Source organism: Planococcus halocryophilus, assembly GCF_022489025.1.
Lineage (GTDB): Bacteria > Bacillota > Bacilli > Bacillales_A > Planococcaceae > Planococcus > Planococcus halocryophilus_A.
This window is the reverse complement of record NZ_JAKVTG010000001.1, coordinates 249,261-269,098: the sequence shown is the minus strand read 5'-3', so window position 1 is coordinate 269,098 and position 19,838 is coordinate 249,261. Positions and strand designations below refer to the sequence as shown.

Here is a 19,838-nt window from a genome sequence, read left to right as displayed (position 1 = left end):
TTATTCGTTCGCTTCCGTCATTTGATGGACTGCGGAAATGAAAGCATCTCCTCGAATTTCAAAACTATCGTACTGATCCCAGCTAGCACACGCGGGTGACAATAAGATGGTATCACCATCTGCTGACGCTTGGATAGCTTTTTTGACTGCATCATCCATTTTACCTGCTTGAATAATGGTCTGGACACCGCTTTCTTCTGCAAATGTAGTAAATCGTTGTGCTGTCTCTCCAAAAGTCACCAATGCCTTGACGCGGTCCATAAATGGACGAATTTCGTCCAACGAATGGTTACGCTCTAAGCCACCAGCCAATAAAATGATATTCTCTGGAAAAGCTTCTAATGCACTTTTTGTTGCCAAAGCATTGGTGGCTTTTGAATCGTTGTAAAATTTACGACCTTGCCATTCTTTAATAAACTGCGATCGATGTTTTACGCCTGTAAATGACGTAAGAACACGTATGATTGTTTCTTTTGTTCCACCTTGAATCAAGGTTGCTGCTGTCGCCGCTAAAATATTTTCTAAATTATGCTGGCCCGCTAACATGATTTTCGAACGTTCAATCAGCTCTTCACCTTGCCAATATACATAGTTATCATCTGCACTGACACTTTCTTCGGTTCGTCCTTTAAGTGTAAAAGGCACCAATTTCGCTTTGCAGTTTTTTGCATGCTCTACTAGCAGCGGTTGGTCGGCGTTGTAAATAAAATAATCATCCGCTGTCTGATTTGATGTAAGTTTCATTTTAGAAGCCCGGTAATCTTCGATTGATCCGTGGTAATCCAAATGCGCTTCATAAATATTCGTAACAATTGCGATTGTCGGGCGGAAAGCTACCGTTCCTTTTAACTGGAAAGAAGACAATTCCGTCACAATGACATTTTCTGCTTTTGCTTTTTCTGCAACGCCACTTGCTACTGTTCCGATATTCCCAGCAATTAATGGATTTTTATTGTCTTGGTTTAACATATGGAACAATAACGTAGTTGTCGTTGTTTTCCCGTTCGATCCTGTAATCCCAATAAATGGTGCTTCACTAATCAAATAAGCCAATTCAATTTCCGTCCATACTGGAATTTTCTTTTGCATAGCGGATTGAATTAAAATATTTGTATACGGAATACCTGGGTTTTTAACAACCAATTCAAAACCTTCTTCTAGAAGATCTTCTGGGTGTCTCCCGCAAATAACGGTAACGCCCATATTTAATAATTCTTGCGCTTCCGGATTCTCTTCAAAAGGCTTGGAATCATTAACAGTTACAAATGCACCTAACTTATTTAAAATTCGGGCTGCTGTAAATCCGCTTTTCGCTAATCCTAGAACCAGAACTTTCTTTTGATATAATTGTGGAGCTTCTTTCATTTACATTACCTCCAAAAAGACGGCAATTGCCGCACTGATAAGACCGACTGACCAGAATACAATAACTACTTTCCATTCCGACCATCCGCTCAATTCAAAATGATGATGAATAGGACTCATTTTAAAAATACGTTTTTGACGCAATTTAAAACTACCAACTTGTAAAATAACCGAAGCTGTTTCTACAACAAATACAAGTCCGATTAATAGCAATAACAATTCTTGTTTTAGCAAGATTGATACCATTGCTAATGCGCCACCTAGCGCTAATGAGCCTGTATCTCCCATGAAAACTTTTGCTGGGTATTTATTGAAGATCAAGAAACCTAGCAAGCCTCCTGTTACGGAAAAAGTGAAAATTGCGATAGCCATTTCATCTTGATAAATTGCTAATACACCAAATGCTGCAAAAGCAATTGAAGCAGTTCCTGCTACTAAACCATCAAGTCCATCAGTTAAGTTAACTGCATTGGAAAATCCAACTAACCAAAAGATGATAAAGAACACATATAGCCATGATAACTCAATGGAAATGTTTGTAAAGGGGATATTGACCCCTGTCTCAAAGTCACTACCACTTAACACAAAGAATGAAATAACAGCGATAATGATTTGTGCGATTAGTTTTTGTAAAGACGTTAAGCCAAGATTTCTTTTTAATACTACTTTGATAAAGTCATCCAAAAAGCCGATTAATCCATAACCGAAAAGTACCAAAAGTAAAATCCATACTTTAGCGGTTAATAATCCAGCCATAAAAGTAACGACTAACACAGTAATAATAATAGCGATTAAGAAAACAAGTCCTCCCATAGTGGGAGTGCCTGTTTTCTTCATATGTGATTCGGGTCCTTCTTCTCGGATGCTTTGTCCAAATTTCATTCTTTTTAATAGCGGGATAAATACCGGCATTAGGATAACCGTTAGTAACAAAGTGATTCCGAGGCTCATTAGTGTAAAAGTACTCATTTGTATAACTCCTTTAAACACAAGACTACTCAGTAGATTCGTCTGTTTGTGATTCTATATTTGCTTGTGCTTCTGTATTTGGTTGTGTTTCTATTTCTGTTTGTATATCAACTTCCGTTTCTTCTACTATGGTTTCGGAACCGGTGTCCTCTAAAACTTCTTGTTCAGACTGAATTTGATTTTCTTCCTGTGCTTTTGCTTGTGCAGGATAAAAAATCTCAGGTGGATAAAGTTCAATAATTACAGGGGCATTCCCTATTACAAGCTGCCCTGATTCAACGCTTTGTGTCATTGCATAACCTTGTCCAGCAATTTCTAGCGCCAAACCACTTAAAGATTGATAAGCAAGCAATTCTCTCTTAGACCATCCAGTAAAATCAGGTAGCGTTGTGTCTCCAGCTGTTTTTAGAATCACTCGGCCACCCTTTAAAACAGCATTTTTGGCTTCTGGATACTGAGAGATAATCTCTTCTGTATTTCCTATCACTTCAACTTCAATACCCAATTCTTGCAAAGCTTCAGTCGCTTGTGTCACTGTTTTACCTGTATATTCTTCCATAGGAACCGTCGCTGCTTCAGCCATATTTTCTGGTTCAATATTTAAATACTTTAGACTATTCTCCATTACGGAAGTAAAGATTTTCGCTACTGGCACAGAACCATACTCGTTAGCTGGCACGTTAGGTTGTTGAACACCTATATAGATAAGCAATTCCGGATCATCTGCAGGAGCCATACCTAAGAAGGAGAACAAGTAATTATTTCTACCCGTTAGATAACCGCCGCCTTCTTTTGGTACTTGTGCTGTCCCAGTTTTTCCAGCGACTGTATAATCTTTTAATGCAAAACCTCGCGCTGAACCTACATCAGAAGTGACAGTTGATGCTAATACTTCTTTTACTTTATTTGCAGTTCCAGCAGAAATCGGTTGCCCTGCTTCTTGGGGTTCGCTTTTAACTGTAACTTTCCCTGTATCGGAATTTTTGATTTGATCGATCACATACGGTTTCATCATGACACCGTCATTGGCAATGGCAGACGCTGCTTGAATCATTTGAATGGGCGTAACGGTTGACCCTTGTCCGTATGCGGTCGTTAATTTGTTTATTGGCCATTGGTTAAGGATTTTACCTGATGCTTCTTTTGGCAAGTCAATGCCTGTTTGTTCTCCGAAACCAAAAGCATCAACGTAATTCATGAAGGTGTCTGCACCAAGGCGTTCTAGCAAATAAGCCATCGAAACGTTAGAAGAGCGTTGGAAACCTTCCAAAAATGAAATCGTCCCCCAACCTCGACCACTGTTATGATCTCCGATTTTACTATCTAGTAAAGTGTAAGTACCCGATTTATAAGTAGCATTTGGATCCCATTTACCTTCTTCAATAGCTGCGGCTAATGTGAACATCTTCATCGGTGAACCGGGTTCAATAGTTAGTTCGATACTTTCATTTAGCCAGTTATCTGATAATCCTTCTCGCGTATTCGGATCAAATGTTGGGCGTTGAGACATCGCCAAAATTTCACCTGTTTTAGGATCAGCAATTACTGCAATCATTCGTGTAGGATCGTACTCTTCTTGAACGCCCGTCATGGCATCCTCTAAGAAATTTTGCAAAGTTTTGTCCAATGTGAGCTGAACGTCCGCCCCGTTTACTGCAGGAGTGATCGCAGATTCATTATTTGGCAGTAAAAAGCCCCATTTATCGGTATCAAACTCCATTTTGCCATTTTTTCCTGTTAACACATCATTATGAATCGATTCAAGACCCATTCTGCCCGTAGTTTTTGTTTCTCCATTTTCTAGCTCTTCTTTCATCGCATAGCCAATCAAATGAGAAGCAAAAACGCCGTTAGGATATAATCTTTTTAAATCTCGAACAAATAATAAGCCTGGAATGTCTTCTTCTTTCATTTCGAGCATCTGCGTGTGACTAATTTCACGACCAGCGGAACCAAATTCTACTTGATACCGGTCTTTTTCAACACCGCTCTTTAATATTTCTAGAATTTTTTCTTCAGAAGCATTCAAATATCCCGCTAATTTCTTAGCGGTTTCTTCAACATCTACCACATGTTGCGGATCACTAGCTTTCTGCGTAACCGATTCATCAAGTACTGCGACTAGTTTATAAGTCAGTGTATCTTCAGCTATCACTTCACCATTGCGATCGATAATGCGACCACGTTCAGCAGTCAACACTTCTTCTTGACTGTATTTCGCTGCAGCTTTAGCAGCCAGTTCTTGTCCTTCCACTTTCCCCGTGGCTTGTATCGTTACAATTCTCGCCAATAAAAGGAAAAAGAGCCCTGCGAATAACAAAAATAGCAGAAAGGCTCCTCCTTGAAACCGAAACTTTTTTTTCATTGTCCAGGCACTACCTTTACATTTTGCTCATTTAATTTAAGGCCAAGTTCTTTTGCTTTAGACCAAATGCGCGAATATGAAGACAGTTCACTTACCTGTACGGACAAATCTGTATTTTGCTTCGTTGTTTCATTGACTGATTGTTCAATTTTTTGAATTTCCTGAGTTGATGCTTGAATCGTTGCCTGATTCTGCAAAACCAGCAATGCACACATAATACAGACTGCTACAAAAGTTGTATACAGAATTTTTTCGCCTTTCGTGATTAAGCCTTTTTTTCTAATCGATTGTTGCTGGCTCGGTTTTCGAGGTACGGCCGGCTGTTGGATGTAATCTTCTGTTCTTGCATTCAGTGCCATCTGAACACGTCCTTACTCGTTTATTTTTTCTGCAATCCGCAGCTTAGCGGACCTTGATCGATTATTATGTTCTAACTCTTCTTCAGAAGGTAATATTGGTTTTCTCGTAATTAGTTTTAAGATTGGTTCCATTCCATCAGGAATTACCGGTAAATTAGGTGGCAATTCAGGTAGTGAAGAGGCTTCTTTGAAAATCGCTTTACAAAGTCGATCTTCTAACGAATGGAAAGTAATAACGCTAATTCTTCCGCCAATTGCTAATAGGCTAACTGCGTCTTGCAAAGATGTTTCGGCAGCACCTAATTCATCATTTACTGCGATGCGAATGGCTTGGAATACTCTTTTAGCAGGATGACCACCTTTTCGACGGGCGAAAGCAGGAATTCCATCTTTAATGCATTCGACCAACTGGCCAGTGGTTTCAATCGGCTGTTTTTCTCTTGCCGCTTCGATTTTACGTGCAATTTGCTTAGAAAATTTCTCTTCGCCGTAACGATGAAAAATTCTTACTAAATCTTCAAAAGACCATTCATTTACTACATGATAAGCGCTAAGCTCTGCACTTTGGTCCATTCGCATATCTAAAGGTGCATCGTTGTGGTAACTAAACCCTCGTTCCGGTGTATCCAATTGTGGAGAAGAAACACCTAAGTCATAAAGTATGCCATCAACTTTTTCTACTCCATACATTTCCAATTCTTCTTTTAAAAATTTAAAGTTGGCATGGATAAATGTAATTCTATGTAAGTGCTCTTGTAGTTTTTCTTTTGCATGAGCTATCGCCGTTGCGTCTTGATCGAAACAATATAAATGACCTTGGTCAGATAATTGCTGAACCAAATATTCGCTGTGTCCTGCTCCGCCCAGCGTACAATCAACATATATGCCATCAGGACGAACGTTCAGACCATCGACAGTTTCATGCAGTAAAACCGTGGTGTGATTGAACAATCCATTCCCCCCGTTCACTTTTAAAAGTCAAAATCAGTTAAATTTTCCGCGATTTCACTAAAGGAATCCTCGGATGCTGCAAAATAGCTTTCCCATGAATCTTTTGCCCATATTTCAAAACGGTTGGACACACCTAAGATAATGCATTCTTTTTCAAGTTTCGCGTAAGAAATTAATGTCGTCGGTATATTGACGCGCCCCTGCTTATCAAGTTCCACTTCTGAGGCACCTGAGAAAAAAAAGCGTGTAAAAGCACGTGCGTCTTTTTTAGTGACCGGCAGTTCTTTAAGCTTTTCTTCAATTTTCTGCCATTCGTCCATAGTGTAGCCAAATAAGCACTGATCCAGACCTCGAGTGATCACAAAATGATCTCCCAAGAGTTCACGGAATTTAGCCGGTATGATTAACCGTCCTTTTGCATCAACGCTATGTTGATATTCGCCCATGAACATATCCTTCACCCCACTTATTGTAATAAATGTACCACAATCCCCCACTTGTCACCACTTGTTTTTGAAATATTTCATGTTTGTTACAGCAAAATATCTCAACAAGTTATTTTGACATAAAAAAAGCCTGCATATGCAGGCTTTTCAGCTTAAAAATAAATAACTTTATGATTTTTGTCATAACAGAGTGGAAGTGCTAAAAGATCTTTTACAAGCTCTATTCCATACTGATTCATATAAGTAAACGGACTATAAATTCTTTCTTGGTAACCGCCATTGGGTAATAGTTCATTTTCAATGGCAGCGTAATGTTCCAACTCTATGCTGTTTTGAAGTACCACTTCATCTTGCAGTTTATTTTTCAAGAACTTTAGTTGTTGTTTATGCAATTGTAAATTTTTCTCAACAATGGGTGTTAACCCTTTACTGATAGAGGAAAGTTGTTGATTAATTTGCTCATAGGATTTTTCTAATTCAAGTTCTAAATTCGTAAGTAAGGTTTCCGCTTCTTTCTCGCGAATCGTCTCCATCAATTGATTTCTCATCACCGATACTTGACGGTCGTTGACAACAGAAGAAAAATCCAATTCGTATTTATTCAGCAAACGCTGCGTTCGGCGGTTTACCAATGTCAAGCTTAGACGAGGCATAACGACCGGTAATTCCATATCGAATAACTCAAAAGCTCCTTTTAAAGCTGCCCAATAAGCAATTTCACCAGGACCTCCAACAAAAGCTAGTACAGGAAAAACCATTTCCTGCATTAATGGACGCGTCACTACATTATTACTCAATAACTCCGGTGTTTCTTCTGCAATAGTTAGAAGTTGCTGTTTTGTAAAGCGAATTGAGCCGTTGTTCGCTACAAACTCTTGACCTTCACGTTCTAGTAATAGCCGTTCACCTTTTACCGTAATAAATAGATTTGCAGCAGTTTCTTCTGCTCCAATTACCGCGCTATAACCATCTTCTACAAGGGAATTCTCAGTAGCAGCGACTGTTTTTGCTATGTTAGCCGAACGTTCAATCATTTCTACAAAGTAAGGTGATTCATACTTTCGAAACGCTTCGTCAGCAGCATCCATATACAGAAGTCCTTCTTCCTGAAAGAAATAATGGATAAGTGCTGCGAAAAAGTCTGTGAACGATTGAGACTTTTCCAACAAACCAAATGCCAGTTCTTGAATTTCTTTAGAGTGTTCCGTTTCTGGAAGACTGCGGAAGTATTCTTCTAAAAAAGAAGCTGTTTTTGGTTTATTGAGATTTGCAGTAGAAGCTGAGTTTTTGCCGTATTCAGCGTAAGGGATATTCAATTTGTCCATCCGTCCATTTATTTCTCGGTACAGGTGGCTAACTTCAGCTAAATCATGATCTTCTCCGGCAATCCAAAAAACTGGCACCACGGGTGTCTGCAGTTGCTCAGAAGCTTGTCTCGCAAGGATGATGACAGATATTGCTTTATGTACCGTATATAATGGCCCTGTTAAAATACCCGCTTGTTGACCTGTGACAACCACCGGTGCACCCGCTTCAAAATCAGCTAAATTCTGCTGTGCCGCTTCGGACAATTTTTCAGGTTTCATATAATCACGAACAATCCCTGCTAGCCTTGACCGATCAACAGGATGATTTTGAAGACTTTTCAACCGCTTTTCAAATGACTCTAGTTGCGGATCATATGAAAAATACTGGCGGAGTACCGGTTTGCCATTTATATAATCACTCATCAATTTACTGGCTGGTTCTACGTACTGTTCCTCTACTTTCATAAAAAAAGTCCCCTTTTCCGTTTACATTCAAAATCTACTATAGCAAACGCATCTCTCAAAGAAAAAAAATACGCCTACTGAATTGATTTAACAATGATGGAAACAAGACCAACTATCCATACAAGAGCGTAAAGAGAAGCCAATAGTAAAAAGTAAGTTCTCCATAACTTTCGGAAAAACGGAATGATTTCGAGTTCTTTTGTGTTTCTCCATTCAATGACTAACAAGATAATCGCCAACACAAGCGCGACGAAGTAAATATACGCTGAAATGGAAAGACCCCATAAAAATTCCACACTAGCCGGGACAGAAAAGAATAACAAAAATGTCGTAACATCTGACGCTAAAACCAATGCTTTTTGTTTTTTTCTTTTTAGTGAAAACAGATAAACAATAACAAAGAGAAGAAAAGGAATATACAGGAATACTGTTGCAATTGTATACAATATTGTCATTTCGCTACCTCAATCGTTTTCAAAAGATGATAAAATGCCTTGAACAAAGGCAACTCCAACTTAGATTGATTTAATACGTATACCATAAGACCATCAACCTCCATTGGATCATTAGCTAAACGGTCAGCAAACATCCTCGATACTCTTTCGGGTTCTGCGGCACACATTGTCGCCACATTTTCAATCGGTTGCAGCCATTCAATTTCTGGAAATGCCAAATACAGTTCACTATATAGATTTCGGAACAATTCATAAGCATGGGGGTTCGTAATTAGCTCGCCATTACGTATTTTCATCATTGCAGTTAAAGGATCGATTAAACTGCTAAGCAATACGTTTTCAAAAAGCGCTTTTTCAATATCCTCTACCCATTCACTTTGCCACGCAGCGGTGTTAAGAAGTGGTTGAAATTCTACCGCCTGCCCTTTGACCAATCCGAATATAAGTTGAGGGGTTTTGCTAAAGCTAATTTCCGTATCTCTCAACTTGATGCAATCTGTATCTAATATACCTGCAGCAATATGGCGATGGGATAATGCATTGGCTTTTTCTAAAAAAAGCATCCCCTGCTGCAAAAAAATGATTTTATTGCTTGGGCGACGAATTTTCAACAACCTTAATATAGGTTGCAGTTCTTTTTGGTTCACCGTCACAATAACAAAAGCATCTGAATCGATTTGTTCAAAGTCTGTATAGGCATCTACTTGTTGACGATTTTCACCATTTATAATTCCTTGCTTGTTAATCAACGCGGCTTGCTCTTCATGCTGTGTAATTACTTGCACTTCATGGCCCGCTTTTTTCAGTAGATAAGCTGGTAACAATCCACTGACTCCAGCTCCGATAATTGCATATTTCACGGAATCACTCCTTACAGTGCCACAATTTTTTCTTAAAAAAGAAGCCTGCCCATATTAGGCAGACTTCTAATAATAATCTATTATACAGGATAAATCGGATGTTTTCGATATGGCAATGGTAAATCTTTTGTTTCATAAAATGATAAGCGCTGAGACAGTACTGAACGCAATTGATGTGGTGCTACAATTTCGTCAACAATTAGTTCAGATGCCAAGCGATAAATATCGATTTCTTCTTTATACTCTTGATGTTTTTGTTGCACATATTGAAGACGCTCTTTCGGATCTTCAATCGCTTCAATCTTATTAGAGTAAACAGCATTTACAGCCGCCTCAGGGCCCATTACCGCAATTTGTGCTGTAGGCAATGCAATACAGACATCCGGCTCAAATGCAGGGCCTGCCATCGCGTATAATCCAGCACCATACGCTTTACGAACTATCACCGAAATTTTCGGCACAGTCGCAGAACTCATCGCAGCGATAAACTTAGCTCCGTGACGAATAATTCCAGCACGTTCAACTTTCGTTCCAATCATAAATCCTGGAACATCTGCAAGGAATAGCAACGGAATTGAGAACGCGTCACAAAGATTGATGAATTTCGCACCTTTATCAGCCGAGTCGCCAAACAATACGCCGCCTTTAACTTTTGGCTGATTCGCAAGAATACCAACAACTTGACCATCAATGCGCGCAATTCCAGTGATTAATTCACCAGCAAATAGTTTTTTAATATCAAAAAAGCTTCCTTCGTCAACCAATTGATCGATCAACTCATACATATCAAAAGGTGCATTTTGGTTTTCTGGAATGATGGCTTCAAGTGAACGCCCCGCCTTTGCCGCTTTTGCCTCAATCTTTTCAGGCTTCATCGCAAAGTTAGCAGGGAAGTTCGTTAAGTATCGACGAGCTTCTGAAATGGCTTCCTCTTCTGTAGCTACTAACACGTCACCGACACCACTCACAGTACAATGCATGCGAGCTCCACCCATTTCTTCTAATGTCACTTTCTCGCCAATAACTTTTTCAGCCATACGTGGGGAACCAAGGTACATCGAAGCATTGCCATCTACCATGATGACGATGTCACAGAAAGCAGGGATATACGCACCACCTGCAGCAGATGGACCGAATAGCAGACAGACTTGTGGTACCATTCCAGACATTCTTACTTGATTGTGGAATATTTTACCTGCGCCCCGTCGATTCGGGAACATATCTAATTGATCTGTAATGCGCGCCCCCGCAGAATCTACTAAGTACAACATGGGTACTTGCATTTTTTCTGCAGTTTCTTGAATACGAATGATTTTTTCGACTGTACGCGAGCCCCACGAACCTGCTTTTACAGTAGAATCGTTCGCCATCACACAAACCGTTTCACCATTCACTTTACCGATAGCTGTAACAACACCATCTGCTGGAAGGTCATCTGCTTCTACATTGGCAAAACGTCCGTCTTCTGCGTAGTTTTCATCATCAAATAATAATTTCAAACGATCACGAACAAATAATTTATTGCTTTCCTTCATTTTATCGTGGTATTTTTGCTGCCCCCCAGCAAAAATCTTTGCAAGCTTTTGTTCTAAACGGTCATTATACCCTGTTGTTTCAGTCGTTTTTGTCATTTCACTGTCCCCTTTGCTTAAAACGATTACTCGCCTACTGTGATTAACAAATCGCCTTCGTTAACGAAACCGCCAATTTCAACGTGAATTTTCTCTACAGTTCCGCCAAATTCAGCTTCTACTGGAATTTCCATTTTCATTGATTCGATTGTTAAAACAGCTTGCCCTGGAGTGATTGCTTGTCCTTCAGCTGCTAATACGTTTAATACCGTTCCTGCCATTGACGCTTTTAGTTCTTTCATAATGTATGTTCCTCCTTAGTTTTTTCCATCCATTGCGGCAATACCGCTGTAGCATAGTCGCCCGAAACAAATTGTTCCGACCCAACAAATTCTTTAAATAAAGAAATATTGGTTTTTACACCATTAATTGTAACATTATTGAAAAACGCTTGTGACTTCGATAAGGCTTCGTCACGATCCGCTCCGTGAATAATAACTTTGGAAATCATCGGATCATAAAAAGGTGTGACTAAATTGCCTTCTTCATAACCCGTTTCAATACGCGCCCCTTCACCCCATTGAAGCTTTTCAAGCTTGCCTGGTGACGGGAAAAAGGTTTTAGGATCTTCCGCATACACGCGGTACTCTATCGCATGGCCATGAGTTTGTATCGTGTCTTGAGCTGGGAGTTCTCCTCCGTCAGCAACATTAAATTGCCATTCAACCAAATCGAGCCCTGTTACTTCTTCTGTAACTGGATGTTCAACTTGCAAACGTGTATTCATTTCTAAAAAATAAAATTCGTTATTCGAATCGACGATAAACTCGACAGTCCCTGCATTTGTATAATTCACTGCTTTTCCGGCCTGTAATGCTGCTTCACAAAGTCGCTCACGCACTTCTTGTGGCAAATTCGGTGAAGGTGATTCTTCAATCACTTTCTGATTACGACGCTGAACAGAACAATTTCGTTCATATAGATGAACAAGGTTGCCATGGTGATCTCCAAAAATTTGTACTTCGATATGACGTGCATCAGCAATAAATTTTTCAAGATAAACGACATCATCACCAAAATAAGCTTTGGCACGGTTTTTAACTGATTCAAATTGTTGAGTGAGCGCTTGCTCACTTTCACAACGAACCATACCGATTCCACCGCCACCTGCACTTGCTTTTAACATGAGTGGATAACCGATTACCTCAGCTTCTTGCAAAGCTTCTTCAAGCGACTTTACGCCTTCTTCTGTACCTGGAACTACCGGTACTCCCGCTTGAATCATTGTTCTACGTGACTCAATTTTATCACCCATTTTTTCAATAATATCGCTTGAAGGTCCGATAAAAGTCATACCGGCTGCTGCGACTTTACGAGCAAAATCGGCGTTTTCGGACAACAAACCATATCCAGGGTGAATTCCATCGACCCCACGTTTTTTTGCTTCTTCAATGATTTTTTCAACTTGTAAATAAGACTGTACGACCGGGTTTGGACCGATCAGTACAGCTTCAGTTGCTTCACTAACGTAAGGCAGATCCCCATCAGCCTCAGAGTGAATAGCAACTGTTTCGATTCCAAGGCGATTACATGTACGAATAATTCGACGTGCAATCTCTCCTCGGTTCGCGATTAGGATTTTTTTCATATTTGAAATACCCCCTATGTTTTCTCCCTTCTATAGCATATACGAATTTTGTAAGCGATTTCAACTATTCGCTGAAATATTTCTTTTATTTTGTAATTTAATTGGTTTTAATTTATAAATTGACCAGGCAAACTGGAGAAATTCTCCTTACTTTCGTAAAAAAAGAAACCTTCTATAAAGAAAGGTTTCATTTTTTCGTTTTATTCAAGAAACGATCAACAGCTTCATGATGAGGGTCTTTTTCCCATAGAATGGCGCATCTCTGAACTTCTTGTTCAACTCGTTCTTGTAAATCTGTTTTTTGCCATTTACGAATAGCCATTTCTTTATAAGCTCGGTGAACATCCGGATGAATTTTTTTCATCCGTTCAAAAAACACTTGAATGTCCTGATCTTCTTGAATAATGGTCGTTGCCCAACCAAGTTCTTTTAGTTCGTCTGCCGTGTATACTTTAGCTTCACTGAGCATTTTTAATGCTTTGTCATGCTGCAAAGTTTCTAAAAGATAAGTTCCGCCGCCCCAGCCACTCGTGATAGCGAGCGTCCCTTGGATAAAACCGCATTTCGCGTGATCCCATACAAGCCTATAATCGCACGCTGTAGCGATTTCGCATCCTCCACCAACCGCAGCACCATTAACAATGGCAACTACCGGTACAGGTAGCGTTTTGACCGAATACAGCACATCGCTCACTCGTTTGAGCATACTATATGCTTGTTGTTCTGTACGGAGAGCATGAAAAACGGAAAGATCTCCGCCTGAACAAAAAGCCTGTTTACCTGAAGCGGTAATGATGACCATTCGTACAGAAGGATGTTTTGCTTTTTCTACCAATTTTTCAAGACCTTCAGTTACTTCAGTATTAATGGCGTTGCGAATTTCAGGACGGTCAATAGTAAATGTCATAATGCCGTCCATTAGGTTTATCGTATAAGACAATAAAATCCCTCTCTCTCCTGCCAGTTTCCTTACAAATATACTTACTTATGTATAGAGAAAAAGGCTATCGAGAGCCATGGCCTCTCAATAGCCTTTCAGCAGCAAATACTGTTTTATTTGCTTGCTACTACTTCTTTCCCTTTGTATGATCCACATGCTTTGCAGACGTGGTGAGCCAATTTACTTTCGCCACAGCTTGGGCAAATTACCATGCCCGGCACTGACAATTTAAAATGTGTACGGCGCTTTCTTTTAGCGGTTTTGGACGTTCTTCTAGCTGGTACAGCCATTGGTGACACCTCCTTACACTAATTCTATTCATCTGACTGATCAAAATACTTTGCTAAATCAGCAAGTCTTGGATCCGGTTTTGGTGGTGCCTCTTCTTTCTCTGCTTCGTACTCTTCGTCTGTTGAATACGACCAATCATTGCCGCCTTTTATAACGTCTTGATCAGCGTTTTCCTTAAACACTTGAATCGGAATCTCTAGCAAAACGAGTTCTTCTAGTATTGGCTGAAGGTTTATAACTTCAGTTTCTACAAAATGAACATCACTCAGCTTGTCTTCTTGACCTTTTCCAGACCAATCGAAGACTTCAACCGTATCAACATTTATCGGAAACTCAACATCCTCCCAAGTTCGAGCACAAGGTAGCGTGAGCATACCTTCGAGATGGAGTTGGCACGTTAATTGTTGCGAACCAATTGTGCAATGTCCTGTAACATGTACAGGTGAAACTTCCCGAATATCGCTATTCCGTGATTTCACTGCATCCAAATGAACCATTTGGTCAATTGGCAGTCCGTCTTTGCGATGCTTTTGTAGCTGTTGAATCGCTATTTTCATAAGTAATCACCTCAAGACAACAAAGTTGATTATATAATGCACAGAAAAAGATGTCAAGAAAAAATCTTGTCACTCTATTTCAAACATCGGTATACTAAAGTTAATTCTACCAAAGAGGTGAGCAGATTGAAAGCTGTAGGAATTATTGTTGAATACAACCCTTTACATAACGGGCACCTTCATCACGCACAACAAGCACGTGCTGAGTCTGGCGCTGATCTTGTCGTTGCTGTTATGAGCGGGCAGTTTCTTCAGCGCGGAGAACCGGCATTTGTCGATAAATGGACACGTACTCAAATGGCACTTGATGCTGGTATCGACTTGGTCATTGAACTTCCTTATATTTATGCAACCGCTCAAGCTTCTGATTTCGCTAAAGGCGGTGTCGCATTACTTGACGCAATTGGCTGTGAATTTTTTTGTTTCGGGAGCGAACAAGGTCAAATAGCTCCTTTCCTGAATTCACTGCAGCTATTAACGGAGCATGCCGCTGAATACCAAGCGTTTATCCACGAAGCTGTCCAAACCGGTATTAGCTATCCAAAATCCTTGAACAATGCCTATCTTGCGCTGACAGGTGGACAGCCTGGCTTTGCCGATTTGACACAACCTAATAATATTTTAGGGTTTCATTACCTTGAAGCTGCTCAACGTCTAGGTTCTTCTATCAAGCCACTAACTATTCAACGGATTGGCGCTAATTTTCATGACCCGATTACAGTTGGACTGCCGATTGCTAGTGCTACTGGCATTCGCGAAGCTTTCTTTAAAGGAAATTCAGTAGAAGAACTGTCCACGTATATGCCGGAAAGTTCAATTTCCTCTTTAAAAAAAGCAGAAAAAGAATATGGCAAATTTGGCAGCTGGGAGCAATTTTACCCGTTACTTCGCTTTACGATTCTACGTGAAGGTCCTGAAAACTTGAAACTTTATGCCGAAGTAACTGAAGGTATTGAAAACTTAATCTACCAATCAGCAAAAACAGCAGACAGCTTTGAAACTTTCATGTCTCTTGTCAAATCAAAGCGTTATACCCGTACACGAATACAGCGGATGCTAACGCATATCTATACAGGCTTCACGTGGCAAACCTTGCATTCTTTTCAGTTACCTAGCTATATCCGCCTTCTTGGCATGTCGGAAATCGGAAAAAGCTATTTAAATCACAAAAAAAAGAACATCTCGCTTCCCCTTATTAGTCGCGCAGCTGATCTGAGCGACTCAATGGGAAAACTAGATATTCACGCTACTACAATGTATTTACAAGGAATGGAATCTGTCCATTTGAAGAAAGAATTTACGACTCCTCCGATTTATCGAGGCTGAAGCTCTTTCAAAAATCCTATGGCATCTTCAATTGTGTCTACAGGAATAATTTTCATGTCTGTGCCGATTTTCTCTGCAGTTTCAACAGCTATTGTATAATTGCTATCGCCGCCACCTTCTACCGGTTCGTTTGGTGCAAAGAAAATATCGATATCTGCAGAATCGGCTGCCATGATTTTTTGGTCAATGCCTCCGATTCTTCCGACAGATCCGTCACTTTCCATTGTTCCAGTGCCTGCAATGTCATAACCTTTTGTAATGTCCTCATCTACCAACTGATTGAGAATTTCGAGTGTGAACATTAAGCCAGCTGACGGACCTCCAATTTTCTCCGAATCAATTTCAACTTCAGGAGTCGTTTGGATGCTCTTATCTTCTACAAACGAAATCCCTAAGCCAATACGTTCCGGATCAGTTGGCAATGGTGCCAATTTGATGTCCGTGCTAATTTCTCGCTGCTCTCTTTCGTAAAGAACTTTTACTGTTTCTCCATTTTCCTTAACACTTAAGTAATCAATTAGCTGTTGCATCTCTGTGTATTTAGTGCCGTCAATTTCAAGCACTCGATCACCCGGTGCTAAAACTTCATCCGCTGCCCCACCTTTTAGGACATTTAAAACAAAAACTCCATTATTGCTAATTTCATAAGGTAATTCTGCTTGTTCAAAGGCTACTTGCAATGCATTTACTTGTGAGTCAGACATCAGCTTCAATTGACGTACGTTGTATTCTTCATCGCTTTCGTGTGGACTACGTACCTGCTCAGGTTGCAATACTTTATAACCCTCACGGATTTTCGCCCAGACGTATAAAGCAGGGGTTGCTGTCAACATTGATACCGTCATTAAACTGAGCGTTCCTTCGTCGTCTTCATCTCCACCTACTACTTCTACTAATGGTGATAGCTCATAAGATCCACCTGGTCTCGTAACATAAGCATCTAGCTGATAAGAGGATAAGTAAACGACAAGCGCCATCACGATGACAAAAATGAGTAATCGTTTGTTTTTCATATTGTTTCTCCCTTCAGCGATTCATCCATTTACTTATTTTTTGAAATAAGAAAAAGCCACGAAATTCGTGACTCACTGAAATTTTAAATGAAGAGCTTTTTCGACAGCTTCTGGCACTAAGCCCGTAATATTGCCTTGGTATTTCGCTACTTCTTTTACGATACTCGAACTAAGGAACGAATATTGGTTGTTCGAAATCATGAACAATGTTTCAATATTTTCATTTAAAAATCGGTTCATGGACGTAATTTGCATTTCGTATTCAAAATCACTGACTGCGCGCAATCCACGAATAATCGCATTTGCTTTCACTTCAACCGAATAATCGATTAGCAGACCTGAAAAAGAATCTACTTTGACGTTTGGAATCGATTGTGTCACTTCCGCAATTAAATCCATTCGCTCATTCACGTCGAATAACGGATTTTTTGAAGAATTGTTCATTACGACCACTTTTACTTCATCGAAAATCGTTGACGCTCTTTTAATAATGTCCAGGTGCCCCATTGTAATTGGATCAAAGCTTCCTGGAACTACAGCGATTTTAGTCAATACGTTCTCCCTCTTCCCCTTGGTAACGGTAAATTGAAATAATTGTACTCCCGTAGAGCTCTTTCTTATACCGTTCAAAATACTTCGTACGATCCGGCAACTCTACATCTCGGTCGTGTTCACAAACAACAATCGCATCTTTTGTTACGATGTCCAATTCTCCCGCTTTGTCCATCAATTCGTAAGATTTTTTCATATGGTAAGGGGGATCTAAAAACAACAATCTTGCCTGAACACCATTCTTTTTGATCGCTTTCACCGCACGCTCTGCGTCTGCCCGGTGGACTTCCGCACGGTCTGTCAAACGAACCTTTTCTAGATTAGCTTGTATTGTTTCTACAGCACGTTTATCTTTGTCGGTGAAAATAACATGGTCAATCCCTCGGCTAAGCGCTTCAATACCGAGTCCACCACTTCCAGCAAATAAATCTATTGCGTATCCACCGTCAAAAAAAGGACCAATCATATTGAAAATAGACTCTTTTACTTTGTCAGTTGTCGGTCTGGTCGAATTGCCAGGTACCGCTTTCAATGGTATTCCTTTTACAGAGCCTGCTACAACTCGCATACTATCGCCTCTAACTTTATTGATTTTCTTGATGCATTTTAATCGCCTAATGGTAAAATGAAAAATGGAAAGGACGTGTAATGATGATTCAACGTTTTATTGAACTAGGAGAAGGGTACGGAGATATCTATGAACTCCGTGAACTCATCACAAGTAATCAACAACGCTTTATGCATGGATTTATATTTGTTTCAACCAATCCACAAGGTCAAGATGTATTGTCAATTGCTGCGGCATTCAAACCCGCATCAGAAGGAAACTTCATGCCAATCTACCTTTGTCGCGAAGGAATTCCAATGGATTCAAAACGTTTAGCAATCTTTGAACAAACCGTTTCCAGTTTGGGGCATACACCCATCAAAATGGAAGTAAAGCACTCATCCGTGTATGCAGATAAAAAATTCTATCATAGCCATTTAATTTCAGTTTTAAGATTAAATCATTATATTCCGCCGATGCAATAATTAAAGACCGATTTTGTAATCGTATTCTTTTGCTTTATCAGGCTTGGCGTTTTCATATTCGGTTTTTAGGAATGGGCGATAGGATTCTAAAACTTGTTTGACATAAGGCAATTTATTTAGTTTTGTTTTAGTCGCTTCGATAACATCTTGGTCCATGTAAAGAACCACGTATTTTAATTTTCGGGAGATAAAATGAACATGCCCGAACTTTCTTAACGATTTAGCTTGTTTCAAATGATGCACATAGACAATGAGGCCTTGGCGATCATGCATAACTATCCCTCTTTTCTTAGCTTCTAGAATACCATATGAAAGAAAAAAGCCGCAACCGAATAAACTGACAGTATAGCCTTCTATTCGCTATACTGATTTTATGATAGAAATCCAGGGAGGGAATCTACAGTATGGGAAAAAAGACAAAAATCGGTTTAGCAGCTGCAGCAGTTGGAGCCGCAGCTTGGGCTGGCTCTAAAGTTTTGGCTAATCCTAATCAACGTCCCGCAAAAGAAGTTTTAAATTACGAACGTCCAATTGTTCTTGCGCATCGCGGTGGCTCTAAACTAGCACCCGAAAACACACTCGCTGCATTTAACCGTTCAGCCGAGCTCGGTGTTAATGGCTTTGAAGTTGATATTCGTATGACAAATGACGAAGAAATCCTCGTTTTCCACGATGAATACATCGACCGAACAACTGATGGTGCAGGACGAGTCGCTGATTTGTCTCTCGAACAATTAAGAGCTTTTGATCTGGGGTATCATTTTATAGACCTAGAAGGGCAACATTCCTTCCGTGGAAAAAACGAAAAAGTTGTATTGTTGCGTGAGCTGTTTGAAAAATTTCCGCAGATGTACATTAATATTGATATTAAAGATGCTCCTGAAACCTACGAAGGTAGTTTAGTACCTTCCAAATTGTGGCGCTTGATTGAATCACTCGGTGTACACGACCGAGTAGTTGTGACTTCTTTTTATGATGAACAAATCGATCGTTTTAATTTGTATGCTCAAAATCGGATAGCTGTCGGTGCAGGTGAAAATGAAATTAGAAAAGCCTATACTGCATTTACTAGCCAGTTTGGACATCTTTATCAGCCACGTGCAGATGTGTTCCAAATTCCTACGAAGTCTTCGGTATTCCGATTAGACTCCGCTCGATTTATTGCGTTTCTGGAGAACTTGAATATTCCAGTACATTATTGGATTATTGATGAGCCGGATGTGATGAGAGCGTTAATCGCTTCGGGAGCGAAAGGCATCATTACCGATCGACCTGACTTAGCTTTATCACTTATTTCAGAACTAGAAGTTTAATTGGGTTAAAAAAAGTGCAACGCAAGCGTTGCACTTTTTTTATGAAACTATTT

General features: G+C 39.9%; 22 protein-coding genes. 3 read left to right on the top strand and 19 right to left on the bottom strand.

Annotated features, from left to right (window positions below; translation table 11 throughout):
* The 15 genes from murD to MLE13_RS01225 form a co-directional block, all read right to left on the bottom strand.
* The gene (murD, locus tag MLE13_RS01295) at nucleotides 1-1,365 is read right to left on the bottom strand and encodes a UDP-N-acetylmuramoyl-L-alanine--D-glutamate ligase (RefSeq protein ID WP_240747676.1); all 1,365 of its coding nucleotides are present in this window, start codon (nucleotides 1,363-1,365) and stop codon (nucleotides 1-3) included.
* Nucleotides 1,366-2,334 carry a phospho-N-acetylmuramoyl-pentapeptide-transferase gene (mraY, locus tag MLE13_RS01290; protein WP_240747675.1) on the bottom strand — a complete coding sequence of 323 codons (969 nt, stop codon included), beginning with the start codon at nucleotides 2,332-2,334 and terminating at the stop codon, nucleotides 1,366-1,368.
* A 25-nt stretch (nucleotides 2,335-2,359) separates the two neighbouring features.
* The gene (locus MLE13_RS01285) at nucleotides 2,360-4,699 is read right to left on the bottom strand and encodes a penicillin-binding protein (RefSeq protein ID WP_240747674.1); all 2,340 of its coding nucleotides are present in this window, start codon (nucleotides 4,697-4,699) and stop codon (nucleotides 2,360-2,362) included.
* The gene (gene ftsL / locus MLE13_RS01280; protein WP_240747673.1) at nucleotides 4,696-5,058 is read right to left on the bottom strand and encodes a cell division protein FtsL; all 363 of its coding nucleotides are present in this window, start codon (nucleotides 5,056-5,058) and stop codon (nucleotides 4,696-4,698) included. The genes MLE13_RS01285 and ftsL overlap by 4 nt, the downstream gene beginning before the upstream one ends.
* Before the next feature lie 12 nt (nucleotides 5,059-5,070).
* A complete protein-coding gene (gene rsmH / locus MLE13_RS01275) occupies nucleotides 5,071-6,009 on the bottom strand; it encodes a 16S rRNA (cytosine(1402)-N(4))-methyltransferase RsmH (RefSeq protein WP_240747672.1) in 939 nt (312 codons plus the stop codon).
* A gap of 20 nt (nucleotides 6,010-6,029) precedes the next feature.
* Entirely contained in the window at nucleotides 6,030-6,461 is a 432-nt protein-coding gene (gene mraZ / locus MLE13_RS01270; RefSeq protein ID WP_240747671.1) for a division/cell wall cluster transcriptional repressor MraZ, read from the bottom strand.
* A 146-nt stretch (nucleotides 6,462-6,607) separates the two neighbouring features.
* A complete protein-coding gene (bshC, locus tag MLE13_RS01265) occupies nucleotides 6,608-8,227 on the bottom strand; it encodes a bacillithiol biosynthesis cysteine-adding enzyme BshC (RefSeq protein WP_240747670.1) in 1,620 nt (539 codons plus the stop codon).
* A gap of 74 nt (nucleotides 8,228-8,301) precedes the next feature.
* Entirely contained in the window at nucleotides 8,302-8,682 is a 381-nt protein-coding gene (locus MLE13_RS01260) for a DUF3397 domain-containing protein (protein WP_240747669.1), read from the bottom strand.
* Complete coding sequence (locus tag MLE13_RS18015) at nucleotides 8,679-9,542, bottom strand: ketopantoate reductase family protein (protein ID WP_240747668.1); 864 nt, start codon at nucleotides 9,540-9,542, stop codon at nucleotides 8,679-8,681. Before MLE13_RS18015 ends, MLE13_RS01260 begins: the two co-directional genes overlap by 4 nt.
* 80 nt (nucleotides 9,543-9,622) lie before the next feature.
* Nucleotides 9,623-11,173 (bottom strand): acyl-CoA carboxylase subunit beta, encoded by a 1,551-nt coding sequence (locus MLE13_RS01250; RefSeq protein ID WP_240747667.1) that lies wholly within the window; start codon nucleotides 11,171-11,173, stop codon nucleotides 9,623-9,625.
* A 26-nt stretch (nucleotides 11,174-11,199) separates the two neighbouring features.
* Complete coding sequence (locus MLE13_RS01245) at nucleotides 11,200-11,415, bottom strand: acetyl-CoA carboxylase biotin carboxyl carrier protein subunit (RefSeq protein ID WP_240747666.1); 216 nt, start codon at nucleotides 11,413-11,415, stop codon at nucleotides 11,200-11,202.
* Nucleotides 11,412-12,761, bottom strand: coding sequence for an acetyl-CoA carboxylase biotin carboxylase subunit (locus MLE13_RS01240; RefSeq protein ID WP_240747665.1), 1,350 nt, complete (start codon nucleotides 12,759-12,761; stop codon nucleotides 11,412-11,414). The genes MLE13_RS01245 and MLE13_RS01240 overlap by 4 nt, the downstream gene beginning before the upstream one ends.
* A gap of 187 nt (nucleotides 12,762-12,948) precedes the next feature.
* Nucleotides 12,949-13,701 (bottom strand): enoyl-CoA hydratase/isomerase family protein, encoded by a 753-nt coding sequence (locus MLE13_RS01235; protein WP_240747664.1) that lies wholly within the window; start codon nucleotides 13,699-13,701, stop codon nucleotides 12,949-12,951.
* 113 nt (nucleotides 13,702-13,814) lie between these two features.
* A complete protein-coding gene (gene rpmF, locus MLE13_RS01230; RefSeq protein WP_006828847.1) occupies nucleotides 13,815-13,991 on the bottom strand; it encodes a 50S ribosomal protein L32 in 177 nt (58 codons plus the stop codon).
* Nucleotides 13,992-14,015: 24 nt separating this feature from the next.
* Nucleotides 14,016-14,549, bottom strand: a complete 534-nt coding sequence (locus MLE13_RS01225; RefSeq protein ID WP_240747663.1) for a YceD family protein — start codon at nucleotides 14,547-14,549, stop codon at nucleotides 14,016-14,018.
* A 126-nt stretch (nucleotides 14,550-14,675) separates the two neighbouring features.
* Between MLE13_RS01225 and MLE13_RS01220 the strand changes: the two genes are divergently transcribed.
* The gene (locus MLE13_RS01220; RefSeq protein ID WP_240747662.1) at nucleotides 14,676-15,875 is read left to right on the top strand and encodes a nucleotidyltransferase; all 1,200 of its coding nucleotides are present in this window, start codon (nucleotides 14,676-14,678) and stop codon (nucleotides 15,873-15,875) included.
* Here the strand turns inward: MLE13_RS01220 and MLE13_RS01215 are convergent.
* From MLE13_RS01215 to rsmD, 3 genes are all read right to left on the bottom strand, one after another.
* Nucleotides 15,863-16,888, bottom strand: a complete 1,026-nt coding sequence (locus MLE13_RS01215; protein WP_240747661.1) for a SepM family pheromone-processing serine protease — start codon at nucleotides 16,886-16,888, stop codon at nucleotides 15,863-15,865. The two genes, MLE13_RS01220 and MLE13_RS01215, sit on opposite strands and share 13 nt — an antisense overlap.
* Nucleotides 16,889-16,960: 72 nt before the next feature.
* Nucleotides 16,961-17,440 carry a pantetheine-phosphate adenylyltransferase gene (gene coaD, locus MLE13_RS01210; protein WP_240747660.1) on the bottom strand — a complete coding sequence of 160 codons (480 nt, stop codon included), beginning with the start codon at nucleotides 17,438-17,440 and terminating at the stop codon, nucleotides 16,961-16,963.
* Nucleotides 17,433-18,008 carry a 16S rRNA (guanine(966)-N(2))-methyltransferase RsmD gene (gene rsmD / locus MLE13_RS01205; protein ID WP_240747659.1) on the bottom strand — a complete coding sequence of 192 codons (576 nt, stop codon included), beginning with the start codon at nucleotides 18,006-18,008 and terminating at the stop codon, nucleotides 17,433-17,435. The genes coaD and rsmD overlap by 8 nt, the downstream gene beginning before the upstream one ends.
* Nucleotides 18,009-18,091: 83 nt before the next feature.
* Between rsmD and MLE13_RS01200 the strand changes: the two genes are divergently transcribed.
* A complete protein-coding gene (locus MLE13_RS01200; protein WP_240747658.1) occupies nucleotides 18,092-18,472 on the top strand; it encodes a DUF7147 family protein in 381 nt (126 codons plus the stop codon).
* Here the strand turns inward: MLE13_RS01200 and MLE13_RS01195 are convergent, their stop codons facing one another.
* Entirely contained in the window at nucleotides 18,473-18,745 is a 273-nt protein-coding gene (locus MLE13_RS01195) for a YlbG family protein (RefSeq protein WP_008430713.1), read from the bottom strand. It abuts the gene before it with no gap.
* Between the two features lie 131 nt (nucleotides 18,746-18,876).
* Here MLE13_RS01195 and MLE13_RS01190 point away from each other — a divergent pair, with 131 nt between their 5' ends.
* On the top strand, nucleotides 18,877-19,785 hold the full coding sequence (locus tag MLE13_RS01190) for a glycerophosphodiester phosphodiesterase (RefSeq protein ID WP_240747657.1): 909 nt from the start codon (nucleotides 18,877-18,879) through the stop codon (nucleotides 19,783-19,785).
* The last annotated feature ends 53 nt before the right edge of the window (nucleotides 19,786-19,838 follow it).